General features: G+C 66.0%; 21 protein-coding genes. 6 read left to right on the forward strand and 15 right to left on the reverse strand.

Annotated elements, in window-relative coordinates; translation table 11 throughout:
- The first annotated feature begins 3 nt into the window (after positions 1-3).
- Positions 4-1,005 (forward strand): magnesium and cobalt transport protein CorA, encoded by a 1,002-nt coding sequence (locus AC1PLS_RS12250; protein WP_016901627.1) that lies wholly within the window; start codon positions 4-6, stop codon positions 1,003-1,005.
- Between the two features lie 177 nt (positions 1,006-1,182).
- On the opposite strand, the gene AC1PLS_RS12255 is transcribed toward AC1PLS_RS12250, so the two are convergent.
- Complete coding sequence (locus AC1PLS_RS12255; protein ID WP_102256701.1) at positions 1,183-2,547, reverse strand: NAD-dependent succinate-semialdehyde dehydrogenase; 1,365 nt, start codon at positions 2,545-2,547, stop codon at positions 1,183-1,185.
- A gap of 270 nt (positions 2,548-2,817) precedes the next feature.
- On the opposite strand from AC1PLS_RS12255, the gene AC1PLS_RS12260 reads away from it, so the two are divergent.
- Positions 2,818-3,228 (forward strand): hypothetical protein, encoded by a 411-nt coding sequence (locus AC1PLS_RS12260; protein ID WP_102256702.1) that lies wholly within the window; start codon positions 2,818-2,820, stop codon positions 3,226-3,228.
- Between the two features lie 156 nt (positions 3,229-3,384).
- Here AC1PLS_RS12260 and AC1PLS_RS12265 read toward each other — a convergent pair whose 3' ends face one another.
- From AC1PLS_RS12265 to AC1PLS_RS12310, 10 genes are all read right to left on the reverse strand, one after another.
- Positions 3,385-4,233 (reverse strand): ABC transporter permease subunit, encoded by an 849-nt coding sequence (locus AC1PLS_RS12265; protein WP_104626286.1) that lies wholly within the window; start codon positions 4,231-4,233, stop codon positions 3,385-3,387.
- A complete protein-coding gene (locus AC1PLS_RS12270; RefSeq protein WP_102251860.1) occupies positions 4,230-5,138 on the reverse strand; it encodes an ABC transporter permease subunit in 909 nt (302 codons plus the stop codon). The genes AC1PLS_RS12265 and AC1PLS_RS12270 overlap by 4 nt, the downstream gene beginning before the upstream one ends.
- A complete protein-coding gene (locus AC1PLS_RS12275; RefSeq protein WP_184431334.1) occupies positions 5,135-6,265 on the reverse strand; it encodes an ABC transporter ATP-binding protein in 1,131 nt (376 codons plus the stop codon). The genes AC1PLS_RS12270 and AC1PLS_RS12275 overlap by 4 nt, the downstream gene beginning before the upstream one ends.
- 251 nt (positions 6,266-6,516) lie before the next feature.
- Positions 6,517-8,007: an efflux transporter outer membrane subunit gene (locus AC1PLS_RS12280; RefSeq protein ID WP_166764475.1), complete on the reverse strand. Its 1,491-nt coding sequence runs from the start codon at positions 8,005-8,007 to the stop codon at positions 6,517-6,519.
- A 4-nt stretch (positions 8,008-8,011) separates the two neighbouring features.
- Positions 8,012-9,598: an MDR family MFS transporter gene (locus tag AC1PLS_RS12285; protein WP_184613708.1), complete on the reverse strand. Its 1,587-nt coding sequence runs from the start codon at positions 9,596-9,598 to the stop codon at positions 8,012-8,014.
- Positions 9,595-10,797, reverse strand: a complete 1,203-nt coding sequence (locus AC1PLS_RS12290; RefSeq protein ID WP_016901634.1) for an HlyD family secretion protein — start codon at positions 10,795-10,797, stop codon at positions 9,595-9,597. Before AC1PLS_RS12290 ends, AC1PLS_RS12285 begins: the two co-directional genes overlap by 4 nt.
- Positions 10,798-10,993: 196 nt before the next feature.
- Positions 10,994-12,109, reverse strand: a complete 1,116-nt coding sequence (locus tag AC1PLS_RS12295; RefSeq protein ID WP_024940509.1) for a polyamine ABC transporter substrate-binding protein — start codon at positions 12,107-12,109, stop codon at positions 10,994-10,996.
- 207 nt (positions 12,110-12,316) lie between these two features.
- Positions 12,317-13,693 carry an aspartate aminotransferase family protein gene (locus tag AC1PLS_RS12300; RefSeq protein WP_481103734.1) on the reverse strand — a complete coding sequence of 459 codons (1,377 nt, stop codon included), beginning with the start codon at positions 13,691-13,693 and terminating at the stop codon, positions 12,317-12,319.
- Between the two features lie 200 nt (positions 13,694-13,893).
- Positions 13,894-15,279, reverse strand: coding sequence for a glutamine synthetase family protein (locus tag AC1PLS_RS12305; RefSeq protein ID WP_481103735.1), 1,386 nt, complete (start codon positions 15,277-15,279; stop codon positions 13,894-13,896).
- Positions 15,280-15,285: 6 nt separating this feature from the next.
- Entirely contained in the window at positions 15,286-16,041 is a 756-nt protein-coding gene (locus AC1PLS_RS12310) for a gamma-glutamyl-gamma-aminobutyrate hydrolase family protein (RefSeq protein WP_481103736.1), read from the reverse strand.
- A gap of 289 nt (positions 16,042-16,330) precedes the next feature.
- Between AC1PLS_RS12310 and AC1PLS_RS12315 the strand changes: the two genes are divergently transcribed.
- The 4 genes from AC1PLS_RS12315 to AC1PLS_RS12330 all read left to right on the forward strand — a co-directional run bounded on the left by AC1PLS_RS12315 (position 16,331) and on the right by AC1PLS_RS12330 (position 21,065).
- The gene (locus AC1PLS_RS12315; protein ID WP_481103737.1) at positions 16,331-17,710 is read left to right on the forward strand and encodes a glutamine synthetase family protein; all 1,380 of its coding nucleotides are present in this window, start codon (positions 16,331-16,333) and stop codon (positions 17,708-17,710) included.
- The gene (locus tag AC1PLS_RS12320) at positions 17,710-19,026 is read left to right on the forward strand and encodes an NAD(P)/FAD-dependent oxidoreductase (protein WP_104568327.1); all 1,317 of its coding nucleotides are present in this window, start codon (positions 17,710-17,712) and stop codon (positions 19,024-19,026) included. Before AC1PLS_RS12315 ends, AC1PLS_RS12320 begins: the two co-directional genes overlap by 1 nt.
- A 97-nt stretch (positions 19,027-19,123) precedes the next feature.
- Positions 19,124-20,422, forward strand: a complete 1,299-nt coding sequence (locus tag AC1PLS_RS12325) for a diguanylate cyclase (protein WP_024940515.1) — start codon at positions 19,124-19,126, stop codon at positions 20,420-20,422.
- A 181-nt stretch (positions 20,423-20,603) separates the two neighbouring features.
- Positions 20,604-21,065, forward strand: a complete 462-nt coding sequence (locus AC1PLS_RS12330) for a bacteriohemerythrin (protein ID WP_102581531.1) — start codon at positions 20,604-20,606, stop codon at positions 21,063-21,065.
- 59 nt (positions 21,066-21,124) lie between these two features.
- Here AC1PLS_RS12330 and AC1PLS_RS12335 read toward each other — a convergent pair whose 3' ends face one another.
- The 4 genes from AC1PLS_RS12335 to fdhD form a co-directional block, all read right to left on the reverse strand.
- Positions 21,125-22,417 carry an MFS transporter gene (locus AC1PLS_RS12335; protein ID WP_184456154.1) on the reverse strand — a complete coding sequence of 431 codons (1,293 nt, stop codon included), beginning with the start codon at positions 22,415-22,417 and terminating at the stop codon, positions 21,125-21,127.
- Between the two features lie 1,010 nt (positions 22,418-23,427).
- Entirely contained in the window at positions 23,428-23,706 is a 279-nt protein-coding gene (locus tag AC1PLS_RS12340; protein ID WP_184378383.1) for a hypothetical protein, read from the reverse strand.
- The gene (locus AC1PLS_RS12345) at positions 23,696-26,044 is read right to left on the reverse strand and encodes an FdhF/YdeP family oxidoreductase (RefSeq protein ID WP_481103738.1); all 2,349 of its coding nucleotides are present in this window, start codon (positions 26,042-26,044) and stop codon (positions 23,696-23,698) included. Before AC1PLS_RS12345 ends, AC1PLS_RS12340 begins: the two co-directional genes overlap by 11 nt.
- A complete protein-coding gene (gene fdhD / locus AC1PLS_RS12350; protein ID WP_184431351.1) occupies positions 26,041-26,886 on the reverse strand; it encodes a formate dehydrogenase accessory sulfurtransferase FdhD in 846 nt (281 codons plus the stop codon). The genes AC1PLS_RS12345 and fdhD overlap by 4 nt, the downstream gene beginning before the upstream one ends.
- Between the last annotated feature and the right edge of the window lie 4 nt (positions 26,887-26,890).

Genomic DNA, 26,890 nt, shown 5'->3' on the forward strand with positions numbered 1-26,890 from the left:
CCCATGAACCACCACGGCCGCCATCCGGACAACCCCTCCTGCGTCATCACCTGCGCCTATTACGACGGCCAGGGCGAGCGCCACGACATCAGCCTGGAGCAGATCAGCGACGTGCTGCAGCGCCCGGATGGCTTTGTCTGGGTCGGCCTGTACGAGCCGCAGGAGTCGGTGCTGCACAAGCTGCAGGATGAGTTCGGCCTGCACGATCTGGCCATCGAGGATGCGCTCAAGGCGCACCAACGTCCCAAGGCCGAGAGCTACGGCAATTCCTTGTTCGTGGTGGTCAACACCGCACAACTGGTCAACGAGCGCATCCGCTACGGCGAGACGCACGCGTTTCTCGGCGCACGCTTTCTGTTGACGGTGCGCCATGGCGCATCGCTGTCGTACACGCCGGTGCGGCACCGGGTCGAACGCGAACCGGCGATGCTGCGCATGGGCGCCTCGTTCTGCCTGTATGGCGTGCTCGACTTCGTGGTCGACAACTACCTGCCGATCATGGACGAGTTCCGCGACACGCTGGAAGGCCTGGAAAAGGACATCTTCGCCGACAACTACAAGCGCGAAACCGTGGTGCGCCTGTACGAGCTCAAGCGCGAACTCAACAAGATGCGGTTGGTCGTGGCGCCATTGCAGGACGTGCTCTCGCATCTCAAGCGCAACCCCGGCTCGCTGATCCACGACGAGGTCGGCATCTACCTGCGCGACGTACTCGACCATGCCGTGCGCATCAACGACGCCATCGACACCTTGCGCGAAATGTTGGGCACCGCGCTGAGCGTCAACCTGTCGATGGTGACCCTGGCCCAGGGCGAAACCGTCAAACGCCTGGGCGCCTGGGCCGCCCTGCTGGCCGCGCCCACCCTGATCACCAGCTGGTACGGCATGAATTTCACCCACATGCCAGAACTCGACAAACCTTATGCCTACCCGCTGCTGGTAGCCGGCGTGGTCGCCTCGTGCCTGGTGCTGTATCGCCTGTTCAAGCGAGCGCGGTGGCTTTAGGCCGCTTTGCGGCTGGGATTTGGGAGTGGGGATTGGGGATTGGTTGGAGCTGGACGTGTGACTATGGCGCGCGTGCTGCACGCCCCCTCATCCGCCCTTCGGGCACCTTCACCCAGAGGGAGAAGGAAGGCTGCCTGCTTTTACGAATCCCCAATCCCGAATCCCCAATCCCCGCACTCAAGCCACATAGATCGTCTTGATGTTCATGAACTCGTGGATGCCGTGCTCGGCCAGCTCGCGGCCGAAGCCCGAGCGCTTGATGCCGCCGAACGGTAGCCGCACGTCGCTCTTGACCACCGAATTGACGAACGCCGCGCCGCACTGCAATTGCTGCGCGACGCGCTCGCCGCGCTTGGCATCGGAGGTCCACACGCTGCCGCCCAGGCCAAAGCTGGTGTCGTTGGCCACGCGTACTGCTTCTGCTTCATCCCGCACGCGAATGACCGATGCAACCGGGCCGAAAAACTCCTCCTCGTAGGCCGGCATGCCCGGGGCGACATGATCGAGGATGGTGGCCGGATAGCCTGCATGCGAACCGGGTACCGGTTCGCCGCCCAGCAGCACCTTGGCACCCTTTTCCACGCTGTGTTGCACCTGCTTGTGCAGCTCGTCGCGCAGATCCGCGCGGGCCATGGGCGCCAGCGTGGTGCCCTCCTGCTGCGGGTCGCCGAGCACGCGCTGGGAGGCAGCGGCAACGAAGCGTTCGATGAAGCGATCGGCGATGGCGTCCACCACGATGAAGCGCTTGGCGGCGATGCAGGTCTGCCCGCTGTTGTCGAACCGCGACTGCACGGCGGAGGCGACGGTGTGCTCCAGGTCGGCGTCTTCCAGCACTACGAACGCATCGCTGCCGCCGAGTTCCATCACGCACTTCTTCAACTGATCGCCCGCATTTGCAGCCAGCGAACGTCCGGCGCGCTCGCTGCCGGTCAGCGTCACTGCGGCAATGCGATCGTCACGCAACACGTCTGCAGCCTGGTCATTGTCGATATGCAGCACATCGAACACGCCGGGCGGAATACCGGCGGCATCCAGCACCTCCTTCATCGCATCGGCGCAGCGCGGCACATTGCTGGCGTGCTTGAGCAGCGCGACATTGCCGGCCATCAGACCCGGGGCGAGGAAACGGAACGCCTGCCACAACGGAAAATTCCATGGCATCACCGCAAACACGCAGCCCAGTGGCTCGTAGCGCACATAGCTGGACTGCGCCTCGGTCGGGATATCGCGCGGTGCCAAGTAGTCGGCTGCATGTTCGGCGTAATAGGCGCAGCCCTGCGCGCACTTGTCCACCTCGGCCAGCGCCTCGTGGCGCAGCTTGCCCATCTCGGCGGTCATGATGCGCTGCAGGTCGTCGCGCCGCCGGGTCAGCTCTTCGCCGACCCGGCGCAGCAGCGCGCCGCGCTCGGCCAGCGGCAGCGCCGCCCACTGCGGAAATGCCTTGGCGGAAGCAGCCAGACGCGCCTCGATGGCGGCGGCGTCCAGGGTGTGCTGGGTATGTTCGACCTGGCCATTGGCCGGGTTGACGGTGTCGTAGGACATGACGGTCTCCTGTTACAGGCCCGCCATGCTAGTCGTCGGCAAGTTGCAGCCGCGTCACAACCGCGGCAAATCGCTGCAACGCTGTGTTTACCCACGCCGCGACGCAATGCCGCACCTCGATCGCACCGCTCGCGGATCACTGGCAACCGGAACAACGCTCCCAGCCACGCGAACGAAAGCGCCCCTGCCCTGTCCCGACCGTCCCACCGCACAAAAATGCTCTAGCATTCGGCACTTGGCAGCTTCATCCATTCACGGAAGACCACCACGATGCGTCGGGATCTGATTGTTCTAGTTGTACTTGGCATCGGCGCCTGCCTGCCGGGATGCGCCGTCCTGCAGGACATGCTGCACGGCCCGCGTCCCGGCCCGAACGGATTTGTCACCGTGAGCTGCACCAACACGCTGCCCAATCCCAGCCAACCCTGCGAGGAACAGGCACTGCGGGCCTGCTCGGACACTGCCATCCGCCAATTCGTTACCGCGCACTCGTCGCCGAACATGGTCACGATCTATCCGAGCAAGCAGAAATCCAAGGACGACGGAAAGAACAAGGACAAGGATCGCGCCGACGAACAACCCAAGGTCGAGCAACAGGGCTACGACATCAGCGCCGAGTATCAGTGCTACCTGACCAAGCCGCAGCCCTGGGACAGCGGGTACACGCCTCCGGCCAGGTAACAGCGGCCCAACCAACTGCCGTGCCCGGCGTCCGGTGGCCGCATCAGGCGTCCGCAATCGGCGTGCAGCCATCGTGGATGTCGGTGGCGTCGGCGTTCGCAGCCGTCTGGCCGCGGCTGGTGGCGATGCATTCGCCACACCCATATTGGTGCCTGCTCAGGAAGCAGCTTGCAGCGCCAGTTGCGCATCGCGCTGACGCCGTTTTTCGCCGCGTGCCAGCAGCCACCAGCCGATCACTGCGGCGATCGACACCGCCAGCACCATCAACGTGGCCAACGCGTTGATCTTGGGGCTGATGCCCAGCCGCACCGACGCAAACACCTTGATCGGCAAGGTGGTCGAACTGGGCCCGGCCAGAAAGCTGGCGATCACCACGTCATCCAGCGACAGCGTGAATGCGAGCAGCCAGCCCGATACCAATGCCGGAGCGATGATCGGCAAGGTGATCAGGAAGAACACCTTCAGCGGTGTCGCGCCCAGATCCATCGCCGCCTCTTCCAGCGAGCGATCCAGTTCCTGCAGGCGCGAGGAAATCACCACCGTCACAAACGAGACGGTGAAGGTGACATGCGCCGCCCAGATTGCCGCCGCGCCACGCGGTGCGATCCCGAGTACACCGCCCATCGAGACCAGCAACAACAGGATCGACAGGCCGATGATCACTTCCGGCATCACCAGCGGTGCGGTGATCAATGCACCGAACAGGGTCTTGCCGGGAAAACGCCGCATGCGCACCATCGCCAGCGCCGCCATCGTCCCCAGCACCGTCGATGCACAGGCGGTCCAGAACGCGACTTGCAGGCTGACCCAGGCCGCCTCCAGCAACTGGCGATCGCGCAGCAATTCGCCGTACCAACGCGTGGAAAAGCCGCCCCACACCATCGCCAGACGCGAGGCGTTGAACGAGTAGACCATCAGCAACAGGATCGGCAGATACAGAAAGCCGAAGCCCAGCGCGAGCACGCCAGCGCCCAGCAGGCGCGTGCCGGGAGAGGCGCGCATCATGTCAGCCGCCCTTCCAGCTCGCGCTGCTGATAACGGTGGAACAGCACGATCGGCACCAGCAACAGCAGCAACATCACCGTAGCCACCGCCGCGGCCACCGGCCAGTCGCGATTATTGAAGAACTCGCCCCACAGCACACGGCCGATCATCAAGGTGTCCGGCCCGCCCAGCATTTCCGGAATCACGAATTCGCCCACCGCCGGGATCATCACCAGCATGCAGCCGGCCACGATGCCGTTGCGCGACAGCGGCAAGGTGATGCGCACGAAGGCCTGCCACGGCCGCGCGCCCAGATCGTAGGCGGCTTCGAGCAATCGCTGGTCGTGCTTGACCAGATTGGCGTACAACGGCAACACCATGAACGGCAGATAGCAATACACGATGCCGATGTAGGCGGCCAGCGGCGTGTACAGCAACTGCAAGGGCTGGCGGATCACTCCCAGCGCCAGCAGCGCCTGATTGAGCAGGCCGTTGCCGTCGAGGATGCCGATCCAGGCGTAGACGCGGATCAGGAACGAGGTCCATGACGGCAGCACCACCAGCATCATCGCCACATTGCGCGTGGCCAGCGGCAGACGCGCAATGACATAGGCCATCGGGTAGCCGATCAACAGCGCAAACACGGTCGACAGCGCGGCGATCCTGATCGAACTCGCATACGCCGCCAGGTACTGGCTGTCGCGCAGCATGACCAGATAATTGCCCAGATGCAGCTTGAGGCTCAGCGCCCCATCGGCCGCAACGGCGAACAGCGGCGTGTACGGCGGCATCGCGGTGGCACGCTCGGCGAAGGAGATCTTCAGCACGATCAGGAACGGGATGGCGAAGAACACCAGCAGCCACAGATACGGTGCGGCGATCACGCCCCAGCGCGCGCCCGGCAATGCGCGGATCAGGCGCCTCATGCGGTGAGCACCACGCCGTCGTCCTCGCCCCAGCTCAGCCAGACGGTGTCGCCCCAGGTCAGCGCTTCGCTGGCCCAGCGCTGACGGTTGGCGAAGTTGGCCATCAGCTTGAAACCGCCAGGCAGGCGCACGTGATAGACCGAATGGCTGCCGAAATAGGCGATGTCCTCGATCACGCCCTGCGCCTTGTTGCAGGCCTGGGCCGGTTCGTCCTTGCCGATGACGAGTTTTTCCGGGCGCAGCGCGAACGCCACCGCCTGCCCTTCGAAACCGGTGATGCCGTGGCCGATCCGGATATTGGCGCCGAAGGCTGACGCCTTCAGGGCGACATAATCCGGTTTATCCTCGACGATCACCGCATCGATCAGATTGACCGAGCCGATGAAGTCGGCAGCGAACCGGTTGGCCGGTTGTTCGTAGATTTCGTCCGGGGTGCCGACCTGCTGGATCCAGCCCTGGTCCATCAACGCGATGCGGGTGGCCATGCTCATGGCCTCTTCCTGATCATGAGTGACCATGACGCAGGTGACGCCAGAGGTCTCGATGATGTTGACCAGTTCCAGCTGCATCTGCGCGCGCAGCTTCTTGTCCAGCGCGCCCATCGGTTCGTCCAGCAGCAGCAGCTTGGGCCGCTTGGCCAGCGAGCGCGCCAACGCCACACGTTGCTGCTGCCCGCCGGACAATTGATGCGGCTTGCGCCTGGCCAGGTTGCCAAGCTGCACCAGCTCCAGCATCTCGCCCACGCGCGCCGCGATCGCCGGCTTGGACAGGGCTTCCTGCTTCAGCCCAAAGGCGATGTTCTGTTCCACGCTCATGTGCGGAAACAGCGCATACGACTGGAACATCATGTTGATCGGGCGCTCGTACGGCGGCAACCCGTCGATCGGCTGGCCATCGAGCACGATGCGGCCTTTGGTCGGCCGCTCGAAGCCGGCCAGGCAGCGCAGCAGGGTGGACTTGCCGCTGCCCGAGCCGCCCAGCAGCGCGAAAATCTCGCCCTTGCGGATCTGCAGGCTGACCTCGTCGACCGCGACGACGCCATCGAATTCCTTGCGGACCTCGCTGATGCTCAGATAGGCGTTGTCGCCAGGGGAAAGCGGCGGCGCTGCGGCCTCGGTAACTGCCATGGATCCTCTCGATTGCAAAGCGTGGCCCGGCACCGACTGTGCACCTCAGAACGCCGGCGCCGCCAGTGCTTGGTGCGACATCGGCACTCGTCCGTTTGCGCCCAAGCGTTTCGTCTGCAGCGAGCCGACAACGACCTGCTACATCGGGTGACCGCCTGCCGGCGCGGGCGCTGCAGCAGCACAGTGTCTGCGAAGACAGAGCAACACCCTAGCGCGAGCAAAGCGCCGACGCCCGCCGCAAGGGGCATCGATCAGCGTGGCTCCGGCACCGGCGCGCTCCAGCCCAGACCCAGGCTCTTCTGCAGCGCGACGTAGTTCACCAGCAACTGCACCTGTGCCTGTGCGGCGGCGTCCTGCGCGGACAGCTGCTGGCGCTGCACGTCGAGCAGATCGATCGACGAGGTGGCACCGGCATCGCGCCGTTGCTGCATCAAGCCGGCCGAGCGGGTGGCCGAGGCTTCGGCCTGCCGCGCCACCACCAGCTGCTTGCGTGCCGAGCCGAAGCGCGCCAATGCCGAATTGGCATCCTGCAACGCAGCCAGCACCGCGCCCTCGTACGCCGCCTCGCGCCCGGCGTTGCCGGCACGCGCCTGCTCCACCTGTGCCTTGGTGCGGCCGAAGTCGAAGATCGACCAGCGCAGCATCGGCACCGCCAGCGTGGTCAAGGCGTCGGAATTGAAATCGCTGGGCGAGCCGGCGACCCAGCTCAGGCCGCCCAGCAGGCTCACCTGCGGAAAATACCCGTTCAACGCCTCGCCGATCTGCGCGCTGGAGGCAGCCAGTTCGCGCTCGGCCTTGCGCACATCGGGGCGGCGACGGATCAGGGCGCCGGCATCGTCCACGCGCACCTGGGTGGGCAGCATCGGCAACGGCTGCGGCGCGCTCAACTGCGCGTCCAGCGCGCCGGGCTCGCGCCCCACCATCAGCGCCAGCTGGTCCAGAGCTTCCTGCGATTGCATCTCCAACGGCAGGCGCTGCGCCTGTTGCTGCTGCACTTGCGTGGCGATCTGTTCGACCTGCAGGTCCGAGGCAGCGCCGCGCTCGCGGCGCTGCTGGGTCAGGCGCAGGGTCTGCCCGATCTTGTCCAGGTTTGCATCGGCAATCGCCAACCGCGCCTGCAAGCCGCGGTAGTTGAGGTACACCTGCCCCACTTCGGCTGCCAGCTGCACCTGCGCATCGGCCAGCTCGGCTTCCGAGGCCTGCGCCTGTGCCAGCGCGCCTTCGGCGGCGCGACGGCGGCGGCCGAAGAAATCCAGCTCCCAGCTGGCGTCGAAACCGGCGCTGTAGATCTGGGTCTTTTCCAGATCCAGCGCCTCGCTGCCCTGTGCCGGTGGCTGGCCGTTCTGGCCGTTCTGCAAGCCGCCCAGCGTATCGACGATGGTCTGCGGCGGCTCGGCATACGCATACACCGCGCTGGCGTTGAGCTTGGGCAGGCGCTCGGCACGGCGCTGGCTGGCCAGTGCGCGGTTGGCGCGCAGCCGCGCCTGCGCCGCACGCAGGTTGGGACTGTCGGCCAGAGCCTGGGTGACCAGCTGGGTGAGGGTCGGGTCCTGCAGCTCCTCCCACCAATGATTCAACGGCGCGGCAGCGACCACGTCGGCGCCAGCGGCGCGATGCAAGGCCGGCGCCTGCACCGCCGTGTCGGCCACTGCCGGGGGCTTGGTGTAGTTGGGGCCGAGCATGCAGCCGCCGAGCAAAACCACGCTCAACGCCGCCGCCAGGGGCATGCGGATCAGGCGCATGGAATCAGTGCATTGCAAGGTGCGCCCCCTTGGGTAACGGCTTGAGCAAAAAGGCCAGCGGAATCGTGCAGACCACGATCACGCCGAAGATCCAGAACAGATCGCTATAGGTCATCACCAGGGCCTGCTGCTGCACCAGGCGCGCCAGCTGCGCGACCGAGCGAATGACCGCCTCGCCGCCGGCACTGCTCTGCATCTGCGCAGTCAGCCCGGAAAGAAAGTCCTGCGCGCGCGAGGAATTGGCGGTGATTGCGCTGCCGATGGTTTCGGTATGGAAGGTCATGCGGCGCTCCTGGAAGGTGGAGATCAGCGCAAGCCCCACCGAGCCGCCCAGGTTGCGGCCGGCGTTGAACAGGCCCGACGCATCGCCGGCCAGTTCGGGCGGCACAGATGAAATGGCCGCCTGGTTCAACGACATCATCGCCAGCGCCAGGCCGCAGCCCTGCAACAACTGGCCGGCGACAAAATGCATGCCCACGGTGTCGGCGGTCAGCGACAGATTGGCGAAGCAGGCCGCGGCAAAGCAGATCAGCCCGGCGATCACCAGGATGCGCACGTCCACCACCTCCAGCAGCTTGGGCATCATCGGCATCAACAGCACGGTCGGCAGGCCTGACAGCAGCAGCACGTAGCCGGCCTGCTCGGTGTTGTAGCCGGAGATCACCGCCAGGAACTGAGGAATCATGTACATGACGCCGAACAGGATCATGCCCACCGCCATGATCATGACGAACACCGCGCCGAAACTGCGATGCAGCAGCAGCGACAGGTGGATCACCGGCGGCCGCTTGCGGAACTGGCCCACGACCAGTGCAGCGAATCCGCTGAGCGCGATCACGCTCAGCGCGTTGATCTCGCTGGATTCGAACCAGCGCTCGCGCTGGCCCTCTTCCAGCACCACGGTGAGCCCGCCCAGGCCGGCGGTCAGGCCGTAGATGCCCAGCCAGTCGGCATTGAGCAGGCCGGCCCAGTCGCCTTTTTCATGCTTGAGGCCAAGCAGCAGCAAGGCCACCAGGCCGACGCAGATCGGCACGTTGATGAAGAAGGCGTAGTGCCAGCTGACGTTCTCGGTGAGCCAGCCGCCGAGCAGCGGGCCGATCACCGGGCCCATGATCACGGTCATGCCGAACAGCGCGGTGCCCATCGTTTGTTGGCTCGGCGGCAGCCGGGTCGCAACGATGGTCAGCGCGGTCGGAATCAGCGCACCGCCGGCCAGGCCCTGCCCCACGCGGCCGATGATCATCATCGTCAACGAGGTCGACAGCCCGCACACCACCGAAAACGCGGTGAACATCAGCGCGCAGATCAGCAGGAAGTTGCGCAGGCCCAGCGTGCGCACGAACCAGCCGGTCAGCGGGATCATGATGATCTCGGCAACCAGGTACGCGGTGGAGATCCAGGTGCCTTCGGTGCCGCTGGCGCCGACCTCGCCCTGGATGGTGGGCAGCGCCGCGTTGACGATGGAGATGTCCAGCGTCGCCATGAACGAGCCGATGGTGCCGGCCAGCACCGCCAGCCAGGCGCCCGGCTCGGCCTTCTCGCGTTGCGCGCTGCCGCCGGCACGCGGGCCGGTGGCTGCCGTTGCATTCATCGCGCGCGCTCCTGCGCCTGCACGCGATCGGATTCCTCCTCGGCCCGTTGCTTGGCGTCCTTGGCCGAGCGCGTGTCCACGGTGACCTCGACCGACATGCCCGGCACCAGCACCTTGCGCGCCTCGTCGCCGGCCAGCACGCGGATGCGCACCGGCACGCGCTGCACCACCTTGGTGAAGTTGCCGGTGGCATTTTCCGGCGGCAGCAACGCGAACTGCGAGCCGGTGCCCGGCGACAGGCTCTCGACCTTGCCGTGCAGCTTGACGCCCGACAAGGCATCGACCTCGATCTCGGCCGGCTGGCCGGGACGCATCAGGCCGACCTGGGTTTCCTTGAAATTGGCGATCAGGTACAGCGATTCCTGCGGCACGATGGTCATGGTGCGGGTGCCGGCCCCGAGGAACTGGCCGACCTGCACGGTCTTGTCGCCGACGCGGCCGTGGATACGGCTGGTCAGCAAGGTGTCTTCCACCGCCACGCGGGCCTGGTCGGCATCGGCGCTGGCCTGCTTGAGACCGGCCTGGGCCTGCTCCAGCTGCGCGTTGCTGGCCAGGATCTGGCTCTGCGCGCCCTTGGCCTGCGCCTGCGCGGCCTGGTACTGGGCGCGTGCGCGTTGCAGTTCGTGCTGCAGGCTTTCCTGGTGTTCGTGGGTGTCGGCGCCGGAGGCGGCCAACGGGGCGAAGCGCTTCACCTCGGCCTGGGCGAAGCTCAGGCTTGCCGCTGCCGAGGTGACCTGGCTACGCGCCTGCACCAGCGCCGACTCCTGCCCGGACACATTGGCGGTGGCTGCGGCGATATCGGCCTGGCGCGCGGCGATCGCGGCTTCGGCCTGCTGCAGGGTCGCCTGGTAGGTGCGGTCGTCGATCTGCAGCAGCGGCTGGCCGGCTTCCACGATCTGGTTGTCGCCCACCATCACCTTGGTCACGTAGCCGCTGACCCGCGGCGCCACGGCCACCGAGTCGGCCTGCAGATAGGCATTGTTGGTGTCCTGCATGTAGCGGCCCTTGATCAGGTAATAGGCCAGCCAGATCACCAGCAGCACCACCACCAGCACCCCGACCACGATCAGCGTCCATTTGACCTTTGGGTTCTTCAACGGCGAGGGCTTGGGCGGCTCCTGCTCGTTGTGCGCGCCGGTGCCTTGCGCATCCGTGCCCGAAGGCTGGCCGTCGTTGGACTGCTGGTCGTGGTTGCTCAAGGTGAGGCGTCCTGTGTCGTGGGCGAGGCGCGCGCGACGACGTACCGCATCAGCGGTCCGGCGAAGGCGGCGCAACCATACAATTATTTGAACCGCCCGGTACAGATTGCGTGACGACCGCAGTCAGCGCGCGCTAGGACTTGCAGGCGCACGCCTGGCAAGCGCTCTTACAAAACTGGAAGAGCGACTGCGACGGTCAGCGACCGGTCTTGATCTCGGTCCACAGCCGCGTATACAGCCGGTCCACCTCCGGCGGATTGATCGCATAGGTGAACATCTTGGCGGTCACCTCCGGCGGCGGGTAGATGGTGGGGTCGTTGCGGATCGCCGCGTCCACCAGCGGCGTGGCGGTGCGCACCGGGTTGGCGTAGTGGATGAAGTTGCTGTTGGCCGCGGCCACGTCCGGCTTCAACAGATAATTGATGAAGGCGTAGGCGTTGTCGGGATGCTTGGCGTCCTTGGGAATGGCCAGCATGTCGAACCACTGCGGCGCGCCTTCCTTGGGGATCGCATAGGCCACCTTGATGCCGTTGCCGGCTTCCACCGCGCGGTCGCGCGCCTGGATGATGTCGCCCGACCAGCCCACCGCCAGGCAGGTGTTGCCGTTGGCCAGCGAGCTCACGTACTGGCTGGAATGAAAGTTCTGCACGTACGGGCGGATCGTCTTGATCAGCGCGGCAGCCTGCTCGATCTCGGCCGGCACGCTGCTGTGCGGATCCAGGCCCAGATAATTGAGCGCGATCGGAATCAGGTCCGAGGGCGTGTCCAGCAGGGTCACGCCACAGTCCTTCAACCTGGACAGGTTTTCCGGCTTGAACACCAGGTCCCAGCTGTTGGCGACCTCGGTGTTGCCGAAGATCGCCTTGAGCTTGTCCACGTTGTAGCCGATGCCGGTGGTGCCGATCATGTACGGCACGCCATAGGCGTTGCCCGGGTCCTGCGCGGCAATGCGCCGCATGATGTCCGGGTCCAGATTGGCCAGATTGGGGATCTTGGCCTTGTCCAGCGGCAGGAACACGCCGGCCTGGATCTGCCGGCCGAAGAAGTTCAGCGTGGGCACCACCACGTCGTAATCGCTGCCACCGGCGAGCAGCTTGGTTTCCACCATCTCGTCGCTGTCGAACACGTCGTAGGTGACCTTGATGCCGGTGCTCTTCTCGAACGCGGGAATGGTGTCTTCGGCGATGTAGTCCGAGTAGTTGTAGACGTTGAGCACCTTGGCCCGCGCCTCGGCACCGCCGGGTGCATTGCTGCCACCGCAGGCGGCCAGCAAGGTGGTGGACAGCGTCAGGGCGAGCAGTCGCAGCGTCATGCGGGTCTCCAGGGCAGCGCGATCAGGGCGGGCCGGGATGCGGCCGGTCGAAGGGCCAGCCTACCCATGGTGGTTGTGTTTGCACAGCGCGGCGTGGCGGATACCAACCGTACGCACCCGCTGGCCGGCGCGGCCGGCGCCGCAAGCGCCTCTGCCGGCCGCCCTGGCGAGTACGCGACCGGCAAAGCTTGACGTGCGCCGGCCGGCTTAGGCGGCAACGATGCCTAGCGCCTGCGCAGTATCGTCCAGCGCCGCCCAGGCCTTGTCGAACAGCTCATCAACCTGTTCGCAGGTGATGATCAACGGCGGCGACAGCAGCATCGCATCGTAGGTGGCACGCAGGATCAGCCCGCGCCGCAGCGCGAAATCGCGGCACAGCGCACCGACCCGACCGCGTTCGGGGAAATAGACCCCGCGCCGGCGTTTGTCCGGCACCAGTTCCAGGGCCCCGACCAGGCCGGCGATACGCGCCTCGCCGACCAGCCGGTGCTCGCCCAGCTCGGCCCAGCGTTGTGCCAGATACGGCGCGATCCGGGTACGCGCAGTGTCCACGATGCCTTCGTCCTGCAGCAGGCGCAGGTTCTCCAGCGCCACCGCCGCGCAGACCGGATGCCCCGCATAGGTGCCGCCGTGCGCGAGCTCGCCGCCCTGCGCCCTGAGCACGCCGGCCACGCGATCGTTGAACATCGCCGCCGCCAACGGGATATAGCCGGAGGTGATGCCCTTGGCCAGCGTCATCACGTCGGGCTGGAAGCCGAAATAATCCGCACCGAACCACGCACCGGTACGCCCGAACCCGCAGATCACCTCGTCGGCCACCAGCAGCACGTCGTAGCGCTTACAGATGCGCTCGATTTCCGGCCAGTAGCTGCGCGGCGGGATGTACACCCCGATCGCACCCATGATCGGCTCGCCGATGAAGGCCGCCACGTTCTCTGGGCCGAGTTGCAGAATCTTGTCTTCCAGGCGCTTGGCCGCCAGCAAGCCATACTCCTCTGGATCCATCTCCCCGCCATCGCCGAAGTGATACGGCGGCGCGATGTGGTGGATATCCGGAATCGGCAGGCCACCCTGCCTGTGCATGCCGCGCATGCCGCCCAGGCTGGCGCCGGCCATGGTGGTGCCGTGATAGCCGTCATGACGGCCGATGAAGATGCGTTTTTCCGGCTGTCCCTGCACCGCCCAGAAATGCCGCACCAGCCGCAGGATGGTGTCGTTGGCCTCCGACCCGGAATTGGCGAAGAACGCATGGTTCAGATCGCCCGGCGTCAGCTCCGCCAGCTTGGCGGCCAGATGGATGGTGGGCTCGGTGGTGCACTGGAAAAAGCTGTTGTAGTACGCCAGCTGTTCCATCTGCCGCGCCGCCGCCTGTGCCAGCTCCTTGCGCCCGTAGCCGACATTCACGCACCACAAGCCGCCGAACGCATCCAGCAACTTGTTGCCCTGCGCGTCCCAAACATACACGCCCTCGCCGCGGGTCAGGATGCGCGTACCCTTTTCGGCCAGTGCCGCGTTGTCGTTGAACGGATGCAGGTGATGGGCGGCATCGAGCTGCTGCAAGGTTTCCAACACAGTAGGGTGCACGGCTTGCTCCGGAAGTGGCTCACGCCAGTGGCGCGAATGCAGTGGCGTTACGAAAGGCAGCTGGCGCAAAACGCATCGGACGCCTGCAGTGCACGTGGGCCTGGACCATGGCCAGACGACCTGCCCTCATCCGCCCTTCGGGCACCTTCTCCCGAGGGGAGACGGGAGCGGCGCGGCACGCTGCGCCGAGCGCAGACGCTTCACACATTCAACAACAGGAACTCCCGCTCCCACGAACTGATCACGCGGAAGAACGTCTCGTACTCTTTGCGCTTGACCGAGATGTAGGCGCGCACGAAGCGCCGCCCCAGCAGCTCCTGCAAGGCCTCGCAGCCCTCCAGACCGTCCAGCGCCTCGCCCAGCGAGCGCGGCAGATCGTAGCCCTGCTCCTTGCCGTTGCTGCTGATCGGCGCGGTCGGTTCGAGCTTCTCGCGGATGCCGAGCAGCCCGCAAGCCAGGGTCGCCGCCATCGCCAGGTACGGATTGGCATCGGAGCCGGCAAAGCGGCTTTCCACCCGCATGTTCTGCGGCACATCGATCGGCACCCGCAGCCCGCAGGTGCGATTGTCGAAGCCCCACAGCACATTGCTCGGCGACACCTCGCCGAACATCAGCCGCCGGTAGGAATTGACGTTGGGTGCCAGCAGCCCCATCGCCATCGGAATGTATTTTTGCAAGCCACCGAGATAGTGCGCAAAGGTGTCGCTGAAGCCGCCGTCGCGTTTGCCGCTGAACACGTTCTTGCCGGTGCCGGCATGCAGCAGGCTCTGATGGATATGCATCGCACTGCCCGGCTCGGTCTCCATCGGCTTGGCCAGAAACGTCGCATACACGCCATGCCGCAGCGCCGCTTCGCGCATGGTGCGCTTGAACAGGAACACCTGATCGGCGCGCGAGAGCGCATCGGCATGGGTGAAGTTGACCTCCAGCTGCGCGGCGCCGGATTCGTGGATCAGCGTATCCACATCCAGTTCCATCGCATCGCAGTAGTCGTACATCAGGTCCAGGATGGGGTCGAACTCGTTGACCGCATCGATCGAATACGACTGCCGCGCAGTCTCCGGCCGACCCGAGCGCCCGGCCGGCGGCAATAACGGAAAGTCCGGGTCGGTGTTCTTCTGCACCAGGAAGAATTCCAGCTCCGGCGCCACCACCGGTTGCAGCTTGGCTTCGGCGTAGGCGTCCAGCACGCGCCGCAGCACATTGCGCGGGGCAAGCTCATGCGGCTGGCCGTCCTTGGTGTAGCAATCGTGGATGACCTGCGCAGTGGGATCGGCCGCCCACGGCACCATGCGCACGGTGGACGCGTCCGGGCGCAGATGCATGTCCGAATCCGATGGCGAGGTCAGCTCGTAGTAATCGTCCGGGAAATCGCCGGTGACGGTGGTGGCGAAGATGCCTTCCGGCAGCCGGGTGCCGTAGTCGTGCGAAAACTTGTCCGCCGGAATGATCTTGCCGCGTGCGTTGCCGGTGATGTCCGGCACCAGGCACTCGACCTCGGTGATGTGGCGGTCCTTGAGCCAGCGGCGCAGCGCGCTCTCGGGCTGCTTGGGCGTGGATGTGCGCGAACGGGTGCGGATCGACATGCAACCTCACTGACCGCATCGAGCGGCGTATTGGCGACAGGCCTCGCCAAAGGCCTGGAAGATGGCACGGTAGAACGGATGCTGTGTGACACGCCACTCCGGATGCCACTGCACCGCGAGCAGAAAGCCCGGCCCGGGGCCGCGAAAGGCTTCGATCAGGCCATCCGGCGCGGTCGCCTCGATCAGCAGGCCGTCGGCCAGGCGTGCAATGCCCTGCCCGTGCAGCGAGTTCACCATGACCTGCGCGCTGTCGCTCATGCCAGCCAGCAGGCCGCCGGGATGCAGCTGCACCGGATGCGCCGGGCCGTACTGCGTGTCCAGCGGCATGGCGCGATCTTCGCGGTGATCAAGCAGGCCGGGCACGTCATGCACGCGTTGATGCAGGCGCCCGCCCAGCGCCACATTGACCTCCTGCAGCCCGCGGCAGATCGCCAGCACCGGCAGGCCACGCGCCAGTGCCTGCGGGATCAGCCCCAGGCTGGTGGCATCGCGCGCCGGGTCGTGCGGATTGCCCTCCCAGCTGGGCTCGTCGCTGTAGTGATGCGGTTCGACATTGCTGACCGCACCGGTCAGCAACAGGCCATCCAGGCGATCCAGCCACCCGCGCGCATCCAGCGTGGGCTGCAGGCTCGGCAACAGCACCGGCATGGCTCCGGCTGCGTCCACCACCGCGCGGATGTACTTCTCGCCGGCGGCCAGAAACGGATGCGGCCCTTGCTGGATGCGATCGGTCGGCAACCCGACCAGTGGAACGACAGCCATGCGGATCTCCCGGTTGAACGCGGCTGCATCACGCGTGCGCTTGCCATCGGGCAGGCGCTGGCACTGTACAGGGCACAGGTGGCGCGCAGCTGGCGGCTTGCGCATCACCTGCATCGCTCCGACTGCGACGACTTGTCAGCGCGTGGTCGCCACGGGTTGATCGGCTGCGTTGCCGATGCCTGCGAACTTACCGTGCGGCCACCTGCATTGCCAGGGTTCCACACGCGCACAGTTGCGAACGATCACATGCGCTTTGCTAGTCTGAGCGGCGACCTTGCAGGTGGTGCCCATGGTTTCCGAGAACTCCGTCGCGTACTTGCCCGCCACCGATGCCGCCACGCTGGCGCGGATCGATGGCTGCGAAGCGGTCGACCTGCTGCTGCCCGACACCAACGGCGTGCTGCGTGGCAAACGTGTGACAGCCGAGGTCATTAGCAAGGTCTATCGCGATGGCGTGTGCCTGCCGATGTCGCTGATCGCCACCGACATCACCGGCAATACCGTCGAGGAAACCGGGCTGGGCTATGCCATCGGCGATGCCGATCGCATCTGCCGGCCGATTGCCGGCTCGCTGCGTCCGGTGCCGTGGGCACCGCGGCCGATGGCGCAGCTGCTGCTGGCAATGCATCAGCCGGACGGCAGCGTGTTCGAGGTCGCGCCGCGCGCGGTCTTGCAGCGCGTGCTGCACGGTTTTGCTGCGCTCGGCCTGACCCCGGTCATTGCGGTGGAACTGGAGTTCTACCTGTTCGATGCGGTGCCCGATGCGCAAGGACGCCCGCAGACGCCGCGCGACCCGCAGACCGGTGTGCGCAGCGACAGCACCCAGGTGTATTCCTTGCAGGACCTGGACGACCAGCGCAGCTTCACCGACGCGGTGACTGACGCCTGTCGCCAGCAAGGCATCCCGGCCGACACCGCCGTGGCCGAGTACGCACCCGGCCAGTTCGAAATCAACCTGCAGCATCGCGCCGATGCGGTAGCCGCCTGCGACGAGGCGATCCTGCTCAAGCGCACCATCAAGGCGATTTCGCAACAGCAGGGCAAGCTCGCCAGCTTCATGGCCAAGCCGTTTCCCGGCCAGGCCGGCAGCGGCCTGCACCTGCATGTGAGCCTGCTCGATGCCGACGGGCACAACGTGTTTGCCGGCAGCGTCGATGTACCCGCCGACCGCCTGCGCCATGCCATCGCCGGCCTGCAGCGGCACGCCGATGCCTCGCTGCTGATGTTCGCGCCGCACGCCAACAGTTACCGCAGGTTCGTCAGCAATGCCTTCGTGCCGCTGGATGCGAGCTGGGGCTTCAACAACCGCACCGTGGCGCTGCGCATCCCGCATAGCGATGCACGCAACACCCGTATCGAGCATCGCATCGCCGGCGCCGATGCCAACCCGTACCTGGCTGCCGCCGCCGTGCTGGCCGCCATGCTGGACGGCCTGCAACATCCCGGCGAGCCCAGCGCGGCAGTCACCGGCAATGCCTATGCGCAAGCGGTCTTTCGGCCGCGCACCTGGCAAGCCGCGGTGGATGCATTCGGCGCCAGCGACTTTGTCGGCGCGCAGTTCGGCAGCCAGTTCCAGCACGTATTCGGCCAGCAGAAACAGCGCGAGCTGCTCGACTACCAGGCGCAGGTGCCGGATCTGGATTACGCCCGGTACCTGCGGATCGTCTGATGGACGGCCCGGCCACATCGCTGCCGCCTGCCGATCCGTCGGGTAACGGCTATCCCGACAGCTGGTACGCCCGCAGCACGCCGGCCTTGCCCCAGCAACCATGCCTGCAGGGCGTGCAACGTGCCGATGTCTGCATCCTCGGCGCCGGCTACACCGGCCTCGCCGCCGCGCTCGCCCTGGCCGAGGCCGGCTACAAGGTCATCGTGCTGGAAGCCAGGCGCATCGGCTGGGGCGCCTCCGGGCGCAACGGCGGCCAGGCCATCGTCGGCTACGGCTGCGAGCAGGAAACCCTGGAAGCGCTGGTCGGCGATGCCGACGCGCGGCTGCTGTTCGACTTCTCGCGCGACGGCATGCACCTGCTGCGCGCGCGCATCGACCGCCACGCCATCGCCTGCGACTGGCGCGACGGCCACGCTCATGTGCCGCTGAAGCCGCGCCAGGTGCAGGCCTTGCAGCACGGCATCGTGCGCATGGCCGAGCGCTACGACTACCCGCTGGAATGGTGGGACCGCGCGCGTACGCGGCAGGTGCTGGACAGCCCGCTCTACCTGGGCGCGATGTTCGATCCGGCCAGCGGCCATCTGCATCCGCTGGCCTATGCGCTGGGCCTGGCGCGCGCAGCGCTGGCGGCCGGCGTGCGCATCCACGAGGCCTCGCCCGTCTCGCGGCTAGAGCACGGCACGCGCGTGACCATGCAGACCGACCAGGGCAGCGTCAGCGCCGAGTTCGGCGTGATCGCCGGCAATGCCCTGCTGCAGGGCATTTCCACGGCGCTGGAGCGCCGCATCATGCCGGTCGGCACCTATGTCGGTGCGACGCCGCCGCTGGGCCAGGCCCGTGCACGCGCGCTGATCGCCAACGACATGGCGGTCGCCGACACCAACTGGGCGCTGGACTACTACCGGCTCAGCGCCGACCACCGGCTGCTGTTCGGCGGACGCGCCAGCTACTCCTCGCGCCCGCCGCACGGCCTGGATCGGTTGATGACACGGCGCATGCACACGGTCTTCCCGCAACTGCGCGACGTGCCGCTGCAAACGCTGTGGGGCGGCTACGTGGACATCTCGCGCAACCGCGCCCCGCACTGGGGCCGGCTGGGGCCCAACGTGTATTTCGCCCAGGGATTCTCCGGGCATGGCGTCGCCGCCACCGGCCTGGCCGGCCAGGTCATCGCCGAGGCCATCGCCGGCCAGAGCCGACGGCTGGACGTGTTCGCACGCATTCCGCATCGGCCCTTCCCCGGGGGGCGTCTGCTGCGCACGCCGCTGCTGGTGGCAGCGATGAGTTGGTACCGGCTGCGCGATGCGTTGTGGTGATATAGGGCGCCGTCTTGGGCGCTTTGAGACGCGGCGCTCAAGTTTTGGCGAGCAGGGCCGTTAGCTGGTATGACGGTTCGATCCGCACGGCCAGCCGATGTCCCCAGGTACCCTACATCGCAATAGTGAAAGCGCAGTCCTGCCGCAACGCGTGTTGCTGGTGGAGAACTCGCGCACTTTCACCAGCATGCTGCGCGAGGCCATCGAGCAACGCGTGGAGCTGCCGGTCACGGTCGTGTCGACGCTGGCGGAAGCCGCCCGTGTACTGGACGAAGAAGACGGCTGGTTTCTGGTCCTGACCGGCCTGGTATTGGTGGACGGCGACCGCGACAAGGTCGTGGAATTCTTCCTCTCGCGCAAGCTGCCCACGGTGGTGGTCAGCGGCGTCTATGACGAGGATCTGCGCCAGCGCGTGCTGCAGCAGCAGATCATCGACTACGTGCTCAAGAACGCGCCCGGCAGCATCGAATATCTGGCTTGGCTGGTGCAACGCCTGGAGCGCAATCGCCGCATCGCCGCGCTGGTGGTGGACGATTCCCTGTCCGCACGGACCTATGCGGCCGCGTTGCTGTCGATGTACGGCTACCGCGTGGTGCTGGCGGCCGACGGTGCGGCCGGCCTGCAGGCGATCGAGCGCGACCCTGGCATCCGCCTGACCATCGTCGACCAGGAAATGCCCGGCATGGAAGGGGTGGAATTCACCCGCCGTCTGCGTGCGATCCGTTCGCGCGACAAGGTCGCGGTGATCGGCATCTCCGGCAATAACGACTCGTCGCTGATCCCGCGTTTCCTCAAGAACGGTGCCAACGATTTCCTGCGCAAGCCGTTCTCGCGCGAAGAGTTCTTCTGCCGCGTGTCGCAGAACGTGGACCAGCTGGAACTGATCGGCACGCTGCAGGACCTGGCCACCCGCGACTTCCTCACCGGCCTGCCCAACCGGCGCTATTTCCTGGAACAAAGCCAGCGGGTAATCCCCACCCTGCTGTCGCAGGAGCAGACGGTCACCGCGGCGATGCTGGACATCGACCACTTCAAGCACATCAACGACACCTGGGGCCACGAAGCCGGCGACCAGGCGCTACGCGCGGTGGCCGCGTCGGTCTCCAGTCATGCGCGGCCGCAGGATCTGGTAGCGCGTTTCGGCGGCGAAGAATTCTGCCTGCTGGTACCGGGGCTGGATGCCGCCAACGCCACCAGCTACTTCGAAACCCTGCGCGAACGCATCAGCGCACTGCGCGTGCGGATCGGCGATGAAACCCTCAGCATGACGGTGAGCATCGGTGTCTGCATCGCCACCGAAGACGGCCAGTCGCTGCACCATCTGCTGGGCGAAGCGGACAAGTACCTCTATCTGGCCAAGGCCGGCGGCCGCAACCAGGTGCGCCTAGCCAGCTGAGCGGCGCAGGTTCGTGCGCTGCACGGCCGGCGGCGCGCCCGACCCGGCGGTATCGCCGGCACACAGAATCGCCCCGCAGCACGCACGCCGCCCGCGCGCCGTGACTGGATTTGATCCAGATCAACGCGTTGGCGATCACGTGCGCCTATCGTGCCCTCACCGTATGGAACAAGGGCGAACGATGGCTTTGCTGGTCTGGCAGGACGACCTCAACACCGGGATCGAGGTCATCGATCACCAACACCGGCGCATCGTGGAAATGATCAATCAGCTGCATGCCGCTCACACCAGCCTGCAACGCCTGGCAGTGGCCGAGGTGATCGACGAATTGATCGACTACACGCTGTCGCACTTTGCCTTCGAGGAAGAACTGATGGAGGAAGCCGGCTACCCCTTCAGCCTGGCGCACAAGCGCGTGCACGAGGTCTTCGGCAAACGTGTCGGCGAGTACCGGCTGCGGTTCCAGGCCGGCGAAGACGTCTGCGACGAACTCCGCAGCATGCTTTCGCGCTGGTTGTTCAACCATATCCGCGGCGACGACCAGGCCTATGCGCCGCAGGTGATCGCACATCTGGACCAGTTCGCGCGCAGCCACCAGCACGGCAACTGGCTGGGACGCACACTCAAGCGGCTGTTCCGCTAGCGACCACTCTGCACCTGGGCGCAATCCACCTCAACGATGACGCCGACTCGCGTACGCCTTCAAACGCCAACCGGGCGACGCGATCTGCGGGCCACGATCAACGCCAGCAGGCTCAACACCGCCGCGGCGCCCAGATACTGCCCGACCGCCTGCACGCCATAGCGTGCGGCCAGTTGCGTGGCCACGTACGGCGCCGGTGCCGCCCCCAGGATGCTGGCCAGGTTGAACGACAGCGAGGCTCCGGTGTAGCGCACCTCGGTGGGATACAGCTCGGCCAGCAGCGTGCCGCAGGGGCCGTAGGTCAGGCCCATGAAGAAGAACCCCAGTGCAAGGAACGCGAGCACCTGCAACGGGTGATTGGCCTGGAACAGCGGCGCGAACGCCAACCCGAACGCGATGATCGCCACACTGGCCAGCATCATCGCCAGCGGCGCGCCATGCCGGTCGCCGAACCTGGCCGACAGCGGGATGCCGATCGCGAAAAACACGATCCCGGCCATCTGCAACAGCAGGAATTGCTCCTTGTCGTAGCCCAGGGTCTTGGTCCCGTAGCCCAGCGCGAACACGGTCATCAGATAGAACAGCACGAAGGTGGCGAATGCGCCCAGCGTGCCGATGATCAGCGCCGGCCAGTGCTGCGAGATCACCGTCCCCAGCGGCAGGCGCACGCGCGTCTTGCGGTCCAGGGCCTTCTGGAAGTCCGGCGTCTCGGTGATGCTCAGGCGCACCCACAGGCCGGTCAGCACCAGCAATGCGCTGGCCAGAAACGGCACCCGCCAGCCCCATTGCATGAACTGCGCATCGTCGAGCACCGCGCCCATGCCGAGAAAGGTGCCAGTGGACAGCAGAAAGCCCAGCGGCGCACCCAGCTGCGGAAACATGCCGTACCACACGCGCTTGCCGGGCGGTGCATTTTCGGTGGCAAGCAGCACGGCCCCGCCCCACTCGCCCCCCAGGCCCAGACCCTGGCCAAAGCGGCACAGCGCCAGCAACGCAGGTGCGAACACGCCGATCTGCGCGTAACTGGGCAGCAAGCCGATCGCCACGGTGGACAGGCCCATCGTCAGCAGCGCCGCCACCAACGTGGCCTTGCGCCCGATCCGGTCGCCGAAATGGCCGAACACTGCAGAGCCCACCGGCCGCGCGATAAAGGCCACCGCAAACGTCGCCAGCGACTGCAGCATCGCCGCACTGCCATCGCCCGCCGGAAAAAACAGCGTCGGGAACACCAGCACCGCAGCGGTGGCGTAGATATAGAAATCGAAGAACTCGATGGTGGTGCCGATCAGACTGGCGAACAGCACGCGCGCGGGCGAATTGATGGGAGCAGCAAGCGGCGCAGCAGCAGTCATCGTTGATCGGCATCCAGACAAGACAAGTCAGCCGATTCTGGCAGATTGCAGCAACGGTTTGCGCAGACCAACCTGCTCACGAAAGGTTACAGCCGTGACTGCCTGCCTTTCGGGCAGTGGCAGCCTGATGTCTTTCGGAATCTCGGTTGCGTTGGAGTCGCCGGGCAGTGTTGATAGATGCTTGTTAGAGCGACTGCTCTGTGGCCTTGTTGCAGGGCCCTTGCCCGCCCACCATCGCAGGACACGCCGCAAGTACATCCTTGTAGGCTCTTACGCGGCATCCATGCCGCGTAAGAGCCCGCGACGGTGAGCGGACAAGGACCAGTCAAGATGGTCGGTGTGCGCAGTTAAGAGCAGTGCGTGATGCGCGTTGTTCGTATCACCTTGCGCCCGATCAGCTCCCGACGCAGGCCGAGCAACCGGCAGGCTTTCAACACGCGACTTACAAACGTCTCATCTTCCCACCGCAAGCCGAGAAATAAGCTTTGAGGAAAGCAGCCGACCAACTCTCTGGTGCGGTGTCCTTGCCGGTTGTGGGACCCTCGGCGGCATGGATGCCGCCGAGGAGCCTCCACGGATGGATTCACGGCGTGTCCCGCAAGCGGTGAGGGCACCGCGCGCTCGATCAACCAGGCTTTTGACCCAAGTCTTAGACTGCATCCATAACGGCGCCACGATTGAAGAGCTCGGTGGGTCTTGGAGTGGTCGGATAGTGCTGATAGATCGCTTGCAGAGCGTCGGGTCTGCGACTTTGCTGCGGGGCCCTTGCCCGCCCACCATCGCAGGACACGCCGCAAGTACGTCCATGTAGGCTCTTACGCGGCATCCATGCCGCGTAAGGTCCCGCGACGGTGAGCGGACAAGGACCAGTCAAGATGGTCGGTGTGTTTGGTTGCAAGCAAAGCGTAGCCTGCGTTGTTCGGATCAGGTTGCGTCTGATCGAGCTTCCCGTACAAGTGAAGAGGCTTCAGTCTCCTGCTCTCCTCAGCCGGGAAGAACCAGCAAGTTACTCAGTCGCACGGCTGCGTTTGCGTCATTGCACGTTGCGCATGCGCTGCCAGCCCGAGATCCGTCAGCACTGCAAATTGGCGCTCGCCGCGGTCTTCCAGCTGGATCCAGCCTGGACCGGGTTGACCATCCAGGCTGGCACTGCCCAGCCACGCCAGGGTGCGCAGCAGCACGCTCATGCGCACGCCCAGTTGCTTGCACAGGCGCGCCAGCGACACGCCCTCGGGCGTGTCGGCCAACGCGGCAAGCAGCAGCGCGGTGAGCTGCGGATCAGCGGACAAGCACCGCTCCGATGTCGCGTGGCGCCGCATCGGCGGTTTCGGCGCGGTGCGGCAGCACGATCACCGGAATCGACTTGGAGGTGGGCGTGCGCGCTTCGTCGGCGAAGCTGGACAGCGGCACCAGCGCGTTGGTTTCCGGGTAGTACGCCGCCAGGCAGCCGCGCGGAATGTTGTAGTCCACCAGCAGGAAGCGACGCGCCTTGCGGTGCACACCGTCCTCGCACAGGCTCTCCAGGTCCACCCAGTCGCCGGCCTTCATGTTCAACGCCGCGATATCCGCGCCATTGATGAAGAGCACGCGGCGCTCGCCGAACACGCCACGGTAGCGATCATCCAGCCCGTAGATGGTGGTGTTGTATTGATCGTGCGAGCGCGTGGTGGCCAGCGTAAACACCATCTGCTCGGTGTGGCTGCGGCGTGCGCGATGGATCGGGTTGTCGGTCGGCACCGCGTGCGGTTTGAACACCGCGCGCTTCTCGGGCGTCACCCACTGGCGATCGCGCGCGGTGTTGGACAGGCGGAAGCCGCCCGGCACCCGCACGCGCTGGTTGAAGTCGGCAAAATCGGGGAACACCTGGGCAATCAGGTCGCGAATGCGGTCGTAGTCGCCCACCAGCCAACGCCAGCGGATCGCGCTGCGCGTACCCAGCGTCGCCTCGGCCAGCCGCGCCACGATCGCCGGCTCGGACAACAGCTCCGACGAGGCCGGCGGATTGATGCCGGCCGACAGGTGCACCATGCTCATCGAATCTTCCACCGTCACGCCTTGCGAGCCAGCGTCCTGGATGTCGATTTCGGTACGGCCCAGGCATGGCAGGATCAGCGCATCGCGCCCATGCACCAGGTGGCTGCGATTGAGCTTGGTGGTGACATGCACGGTGAGTTCGCAGTTGCGCAGCGCGCGATGGGTGGCCTCGGTATCCGGCGTGGCGGCAGCGAAGTTGCCGCCCATCGCGAAGAACACCTTGCCGCGCCCGTCCAGCATCGCCTCGATCGCACCGACAGTGTCGAAACCGTCTTCGCGCGGCGGCGCGAACCCGAACAGCGTCTGCAACTTGTCCAGAAACGCGGCCGGCGGTTTTTCGTAGATCATCATCGTGCGGTCGCCCTGCACGTTGCTGTGTCCGCGCACCGGGCACACGCCCGCGCCCGGCCGGCCCAGATGGCCGCGCAGCAACAGCAGGTTGGTGATCATGTGGATGGTGGCCACCGAATGCTTGTGCTGGGTGATGCCCATGCCCCAGCAGGCGATCACGCGCTCGGCATTGAGATAGAGTTCGCCGGCCTTGCGCAGCGCCACCTCGTCCAGCCCGGACTCCTCGACGATGGTGTCCCAGGATTCGCCATGCACCTCGGCAGCGAAAGCGTCGAAGTTGGCGGTGTGGGCGTCGATGAATTCCAGATCCAGCAGCCGTGGCGTGCCCTCGCGCTGGGCCTGCGCGTCGCGCTCCAGCACATGCTTGATGATGCCCTTGACCGCGGCCAGATCGCCGCCGATCTTGAGCTGGAAATAATCCGAGGCGATGCGGGTGGAGCCGTTGTGCAGCATCTCCAGCTTGTCCTGCGGGTCGGCGAACTTCTCCAGCCCGCGCTCGCGCAGCGGATTGAATGCCGCAATCGCCGCGCCGCGCTTGGAGGCCTGACGCAACTCGCCCAGCATGCGCGGGTGATTGGTGCCCGGATTCTGGCCGAAGATGAAGATCGCATCGGCCAGTTCGAAATCGTGCAGCGACACGGTGCCCTTGCCCACGCCGATCTGTGAGCGCAGCGCGGTGCCGGACGGCTCGTGGCACATGTTGGAGCAGTCGGGGAAGTTGTTGGTGCCGAACTCTCGCACGAACAACTGATACAGGAAGGCCGCCTCGTTGCTGGTGCGTCCGGAGGTGTAGAAAATCGCCTCGTCCGGCGATGCCAGTCCGTTGAGGTGCCCGGCGATCTGCGCGAAGGCCTCGTCCCAGCTCACCGGCACGTAGTGGTCGGTGGCCGCGTCGTAACGCATCGGCTGGGTCAGCCGGCCCTGCCCTTCCAGCCAGTAATCGCTGTACTGCGACAGCAGGCTGACGCTGTGCGAGGCGAACAGCTCCGGCCCGGCGCGTCGCGCCGTGGACTCTGCCGCAACGGCCTTGGCGCCGTTCTCGCAGAACTCGAAGGTGGAGGTGTGATCGCGGTCGGGCCAGGCGCAGCCGGGGCAGTCGAAACCGTCCGGCTGGTTGGCGTGCAGCAGCGTCTTGGCGCCCTGCACCGCGATGTCCTGTTCCATCAGGTGCTTGGCGACCGAGCGCAATGCGCCCCAGCCGCCGGCGGGATTGTCGTATTGCTGGATGGTCTTCTTGCTCATGCGGGCTCTCCCACGCCAACGCCCAGATTCAGGCGCTGCGGATGGCTGTAAACGACACAATCGTGATCGCGGGCAAACCCGATCAGGGTCAGTCCCGCACTGTCGGCCAGGCTGATCGCCAGCGCGGTCGGTGCCGAAATCGCTGCGAGCAGCGGGATCCGGGCCTGCGCGGCTTTCATGGCCATTTCGTAACTGGCGCGGCTGGTGACCACCGCAAACCCTTGCGATGCATCGACGCGCTCCCGCGCCAGCGCACCGATCAACTTGTCGAGCGCGTTATGCCGGCCGACGTCTTCGCGCACGTAGCGCACCACACCGTGCACATCGGCCCAACCGGCGGCATGCACCGCGCCGGTCTGTGCGGCGATCGGCTGCTGCGCGTGCAGCGCTTCCAGCGCACGCGCCAAGGCCTGCGCATCGATCTGCAACGCCGATTGCAGCAGCGGCGGCACACGCAGCACCGCCTCAATCGATTCGTTGCCGCACACCCCGCAACCGCTGCGGCCATCCAGGTTGCGCCGTCGTCGGTCCAGCGCAGCGGCACGTTCGGGCGGGATCTCGATCTGCAGCGAGGCGCCTTCCAGAAACGTCTCCACCGCCACCACCCGCAGATCCTGCGGCTGGTCGACGATGCCTTCGCTCAGCGAGAACCCGAATGCAAAATCTTCCAGGTCTTCCGGCGTGGCCATCATCACCGCGAACGGCACGCCGTTGTAGTGGAAGGCGACCGGCATTTCGGCCGCCACCATGTCCTGCACCGTGGCGTTGCGGCCGCCGCGATGGCGGACAACCGTGCGCAATACACTGCCGGCGCGCACGGAACGGGAAGACGAAAGTGTCATCTCA

Source organism: Xanthomonas sp. NCPPB 3218 (assembly GCF_056725185.1).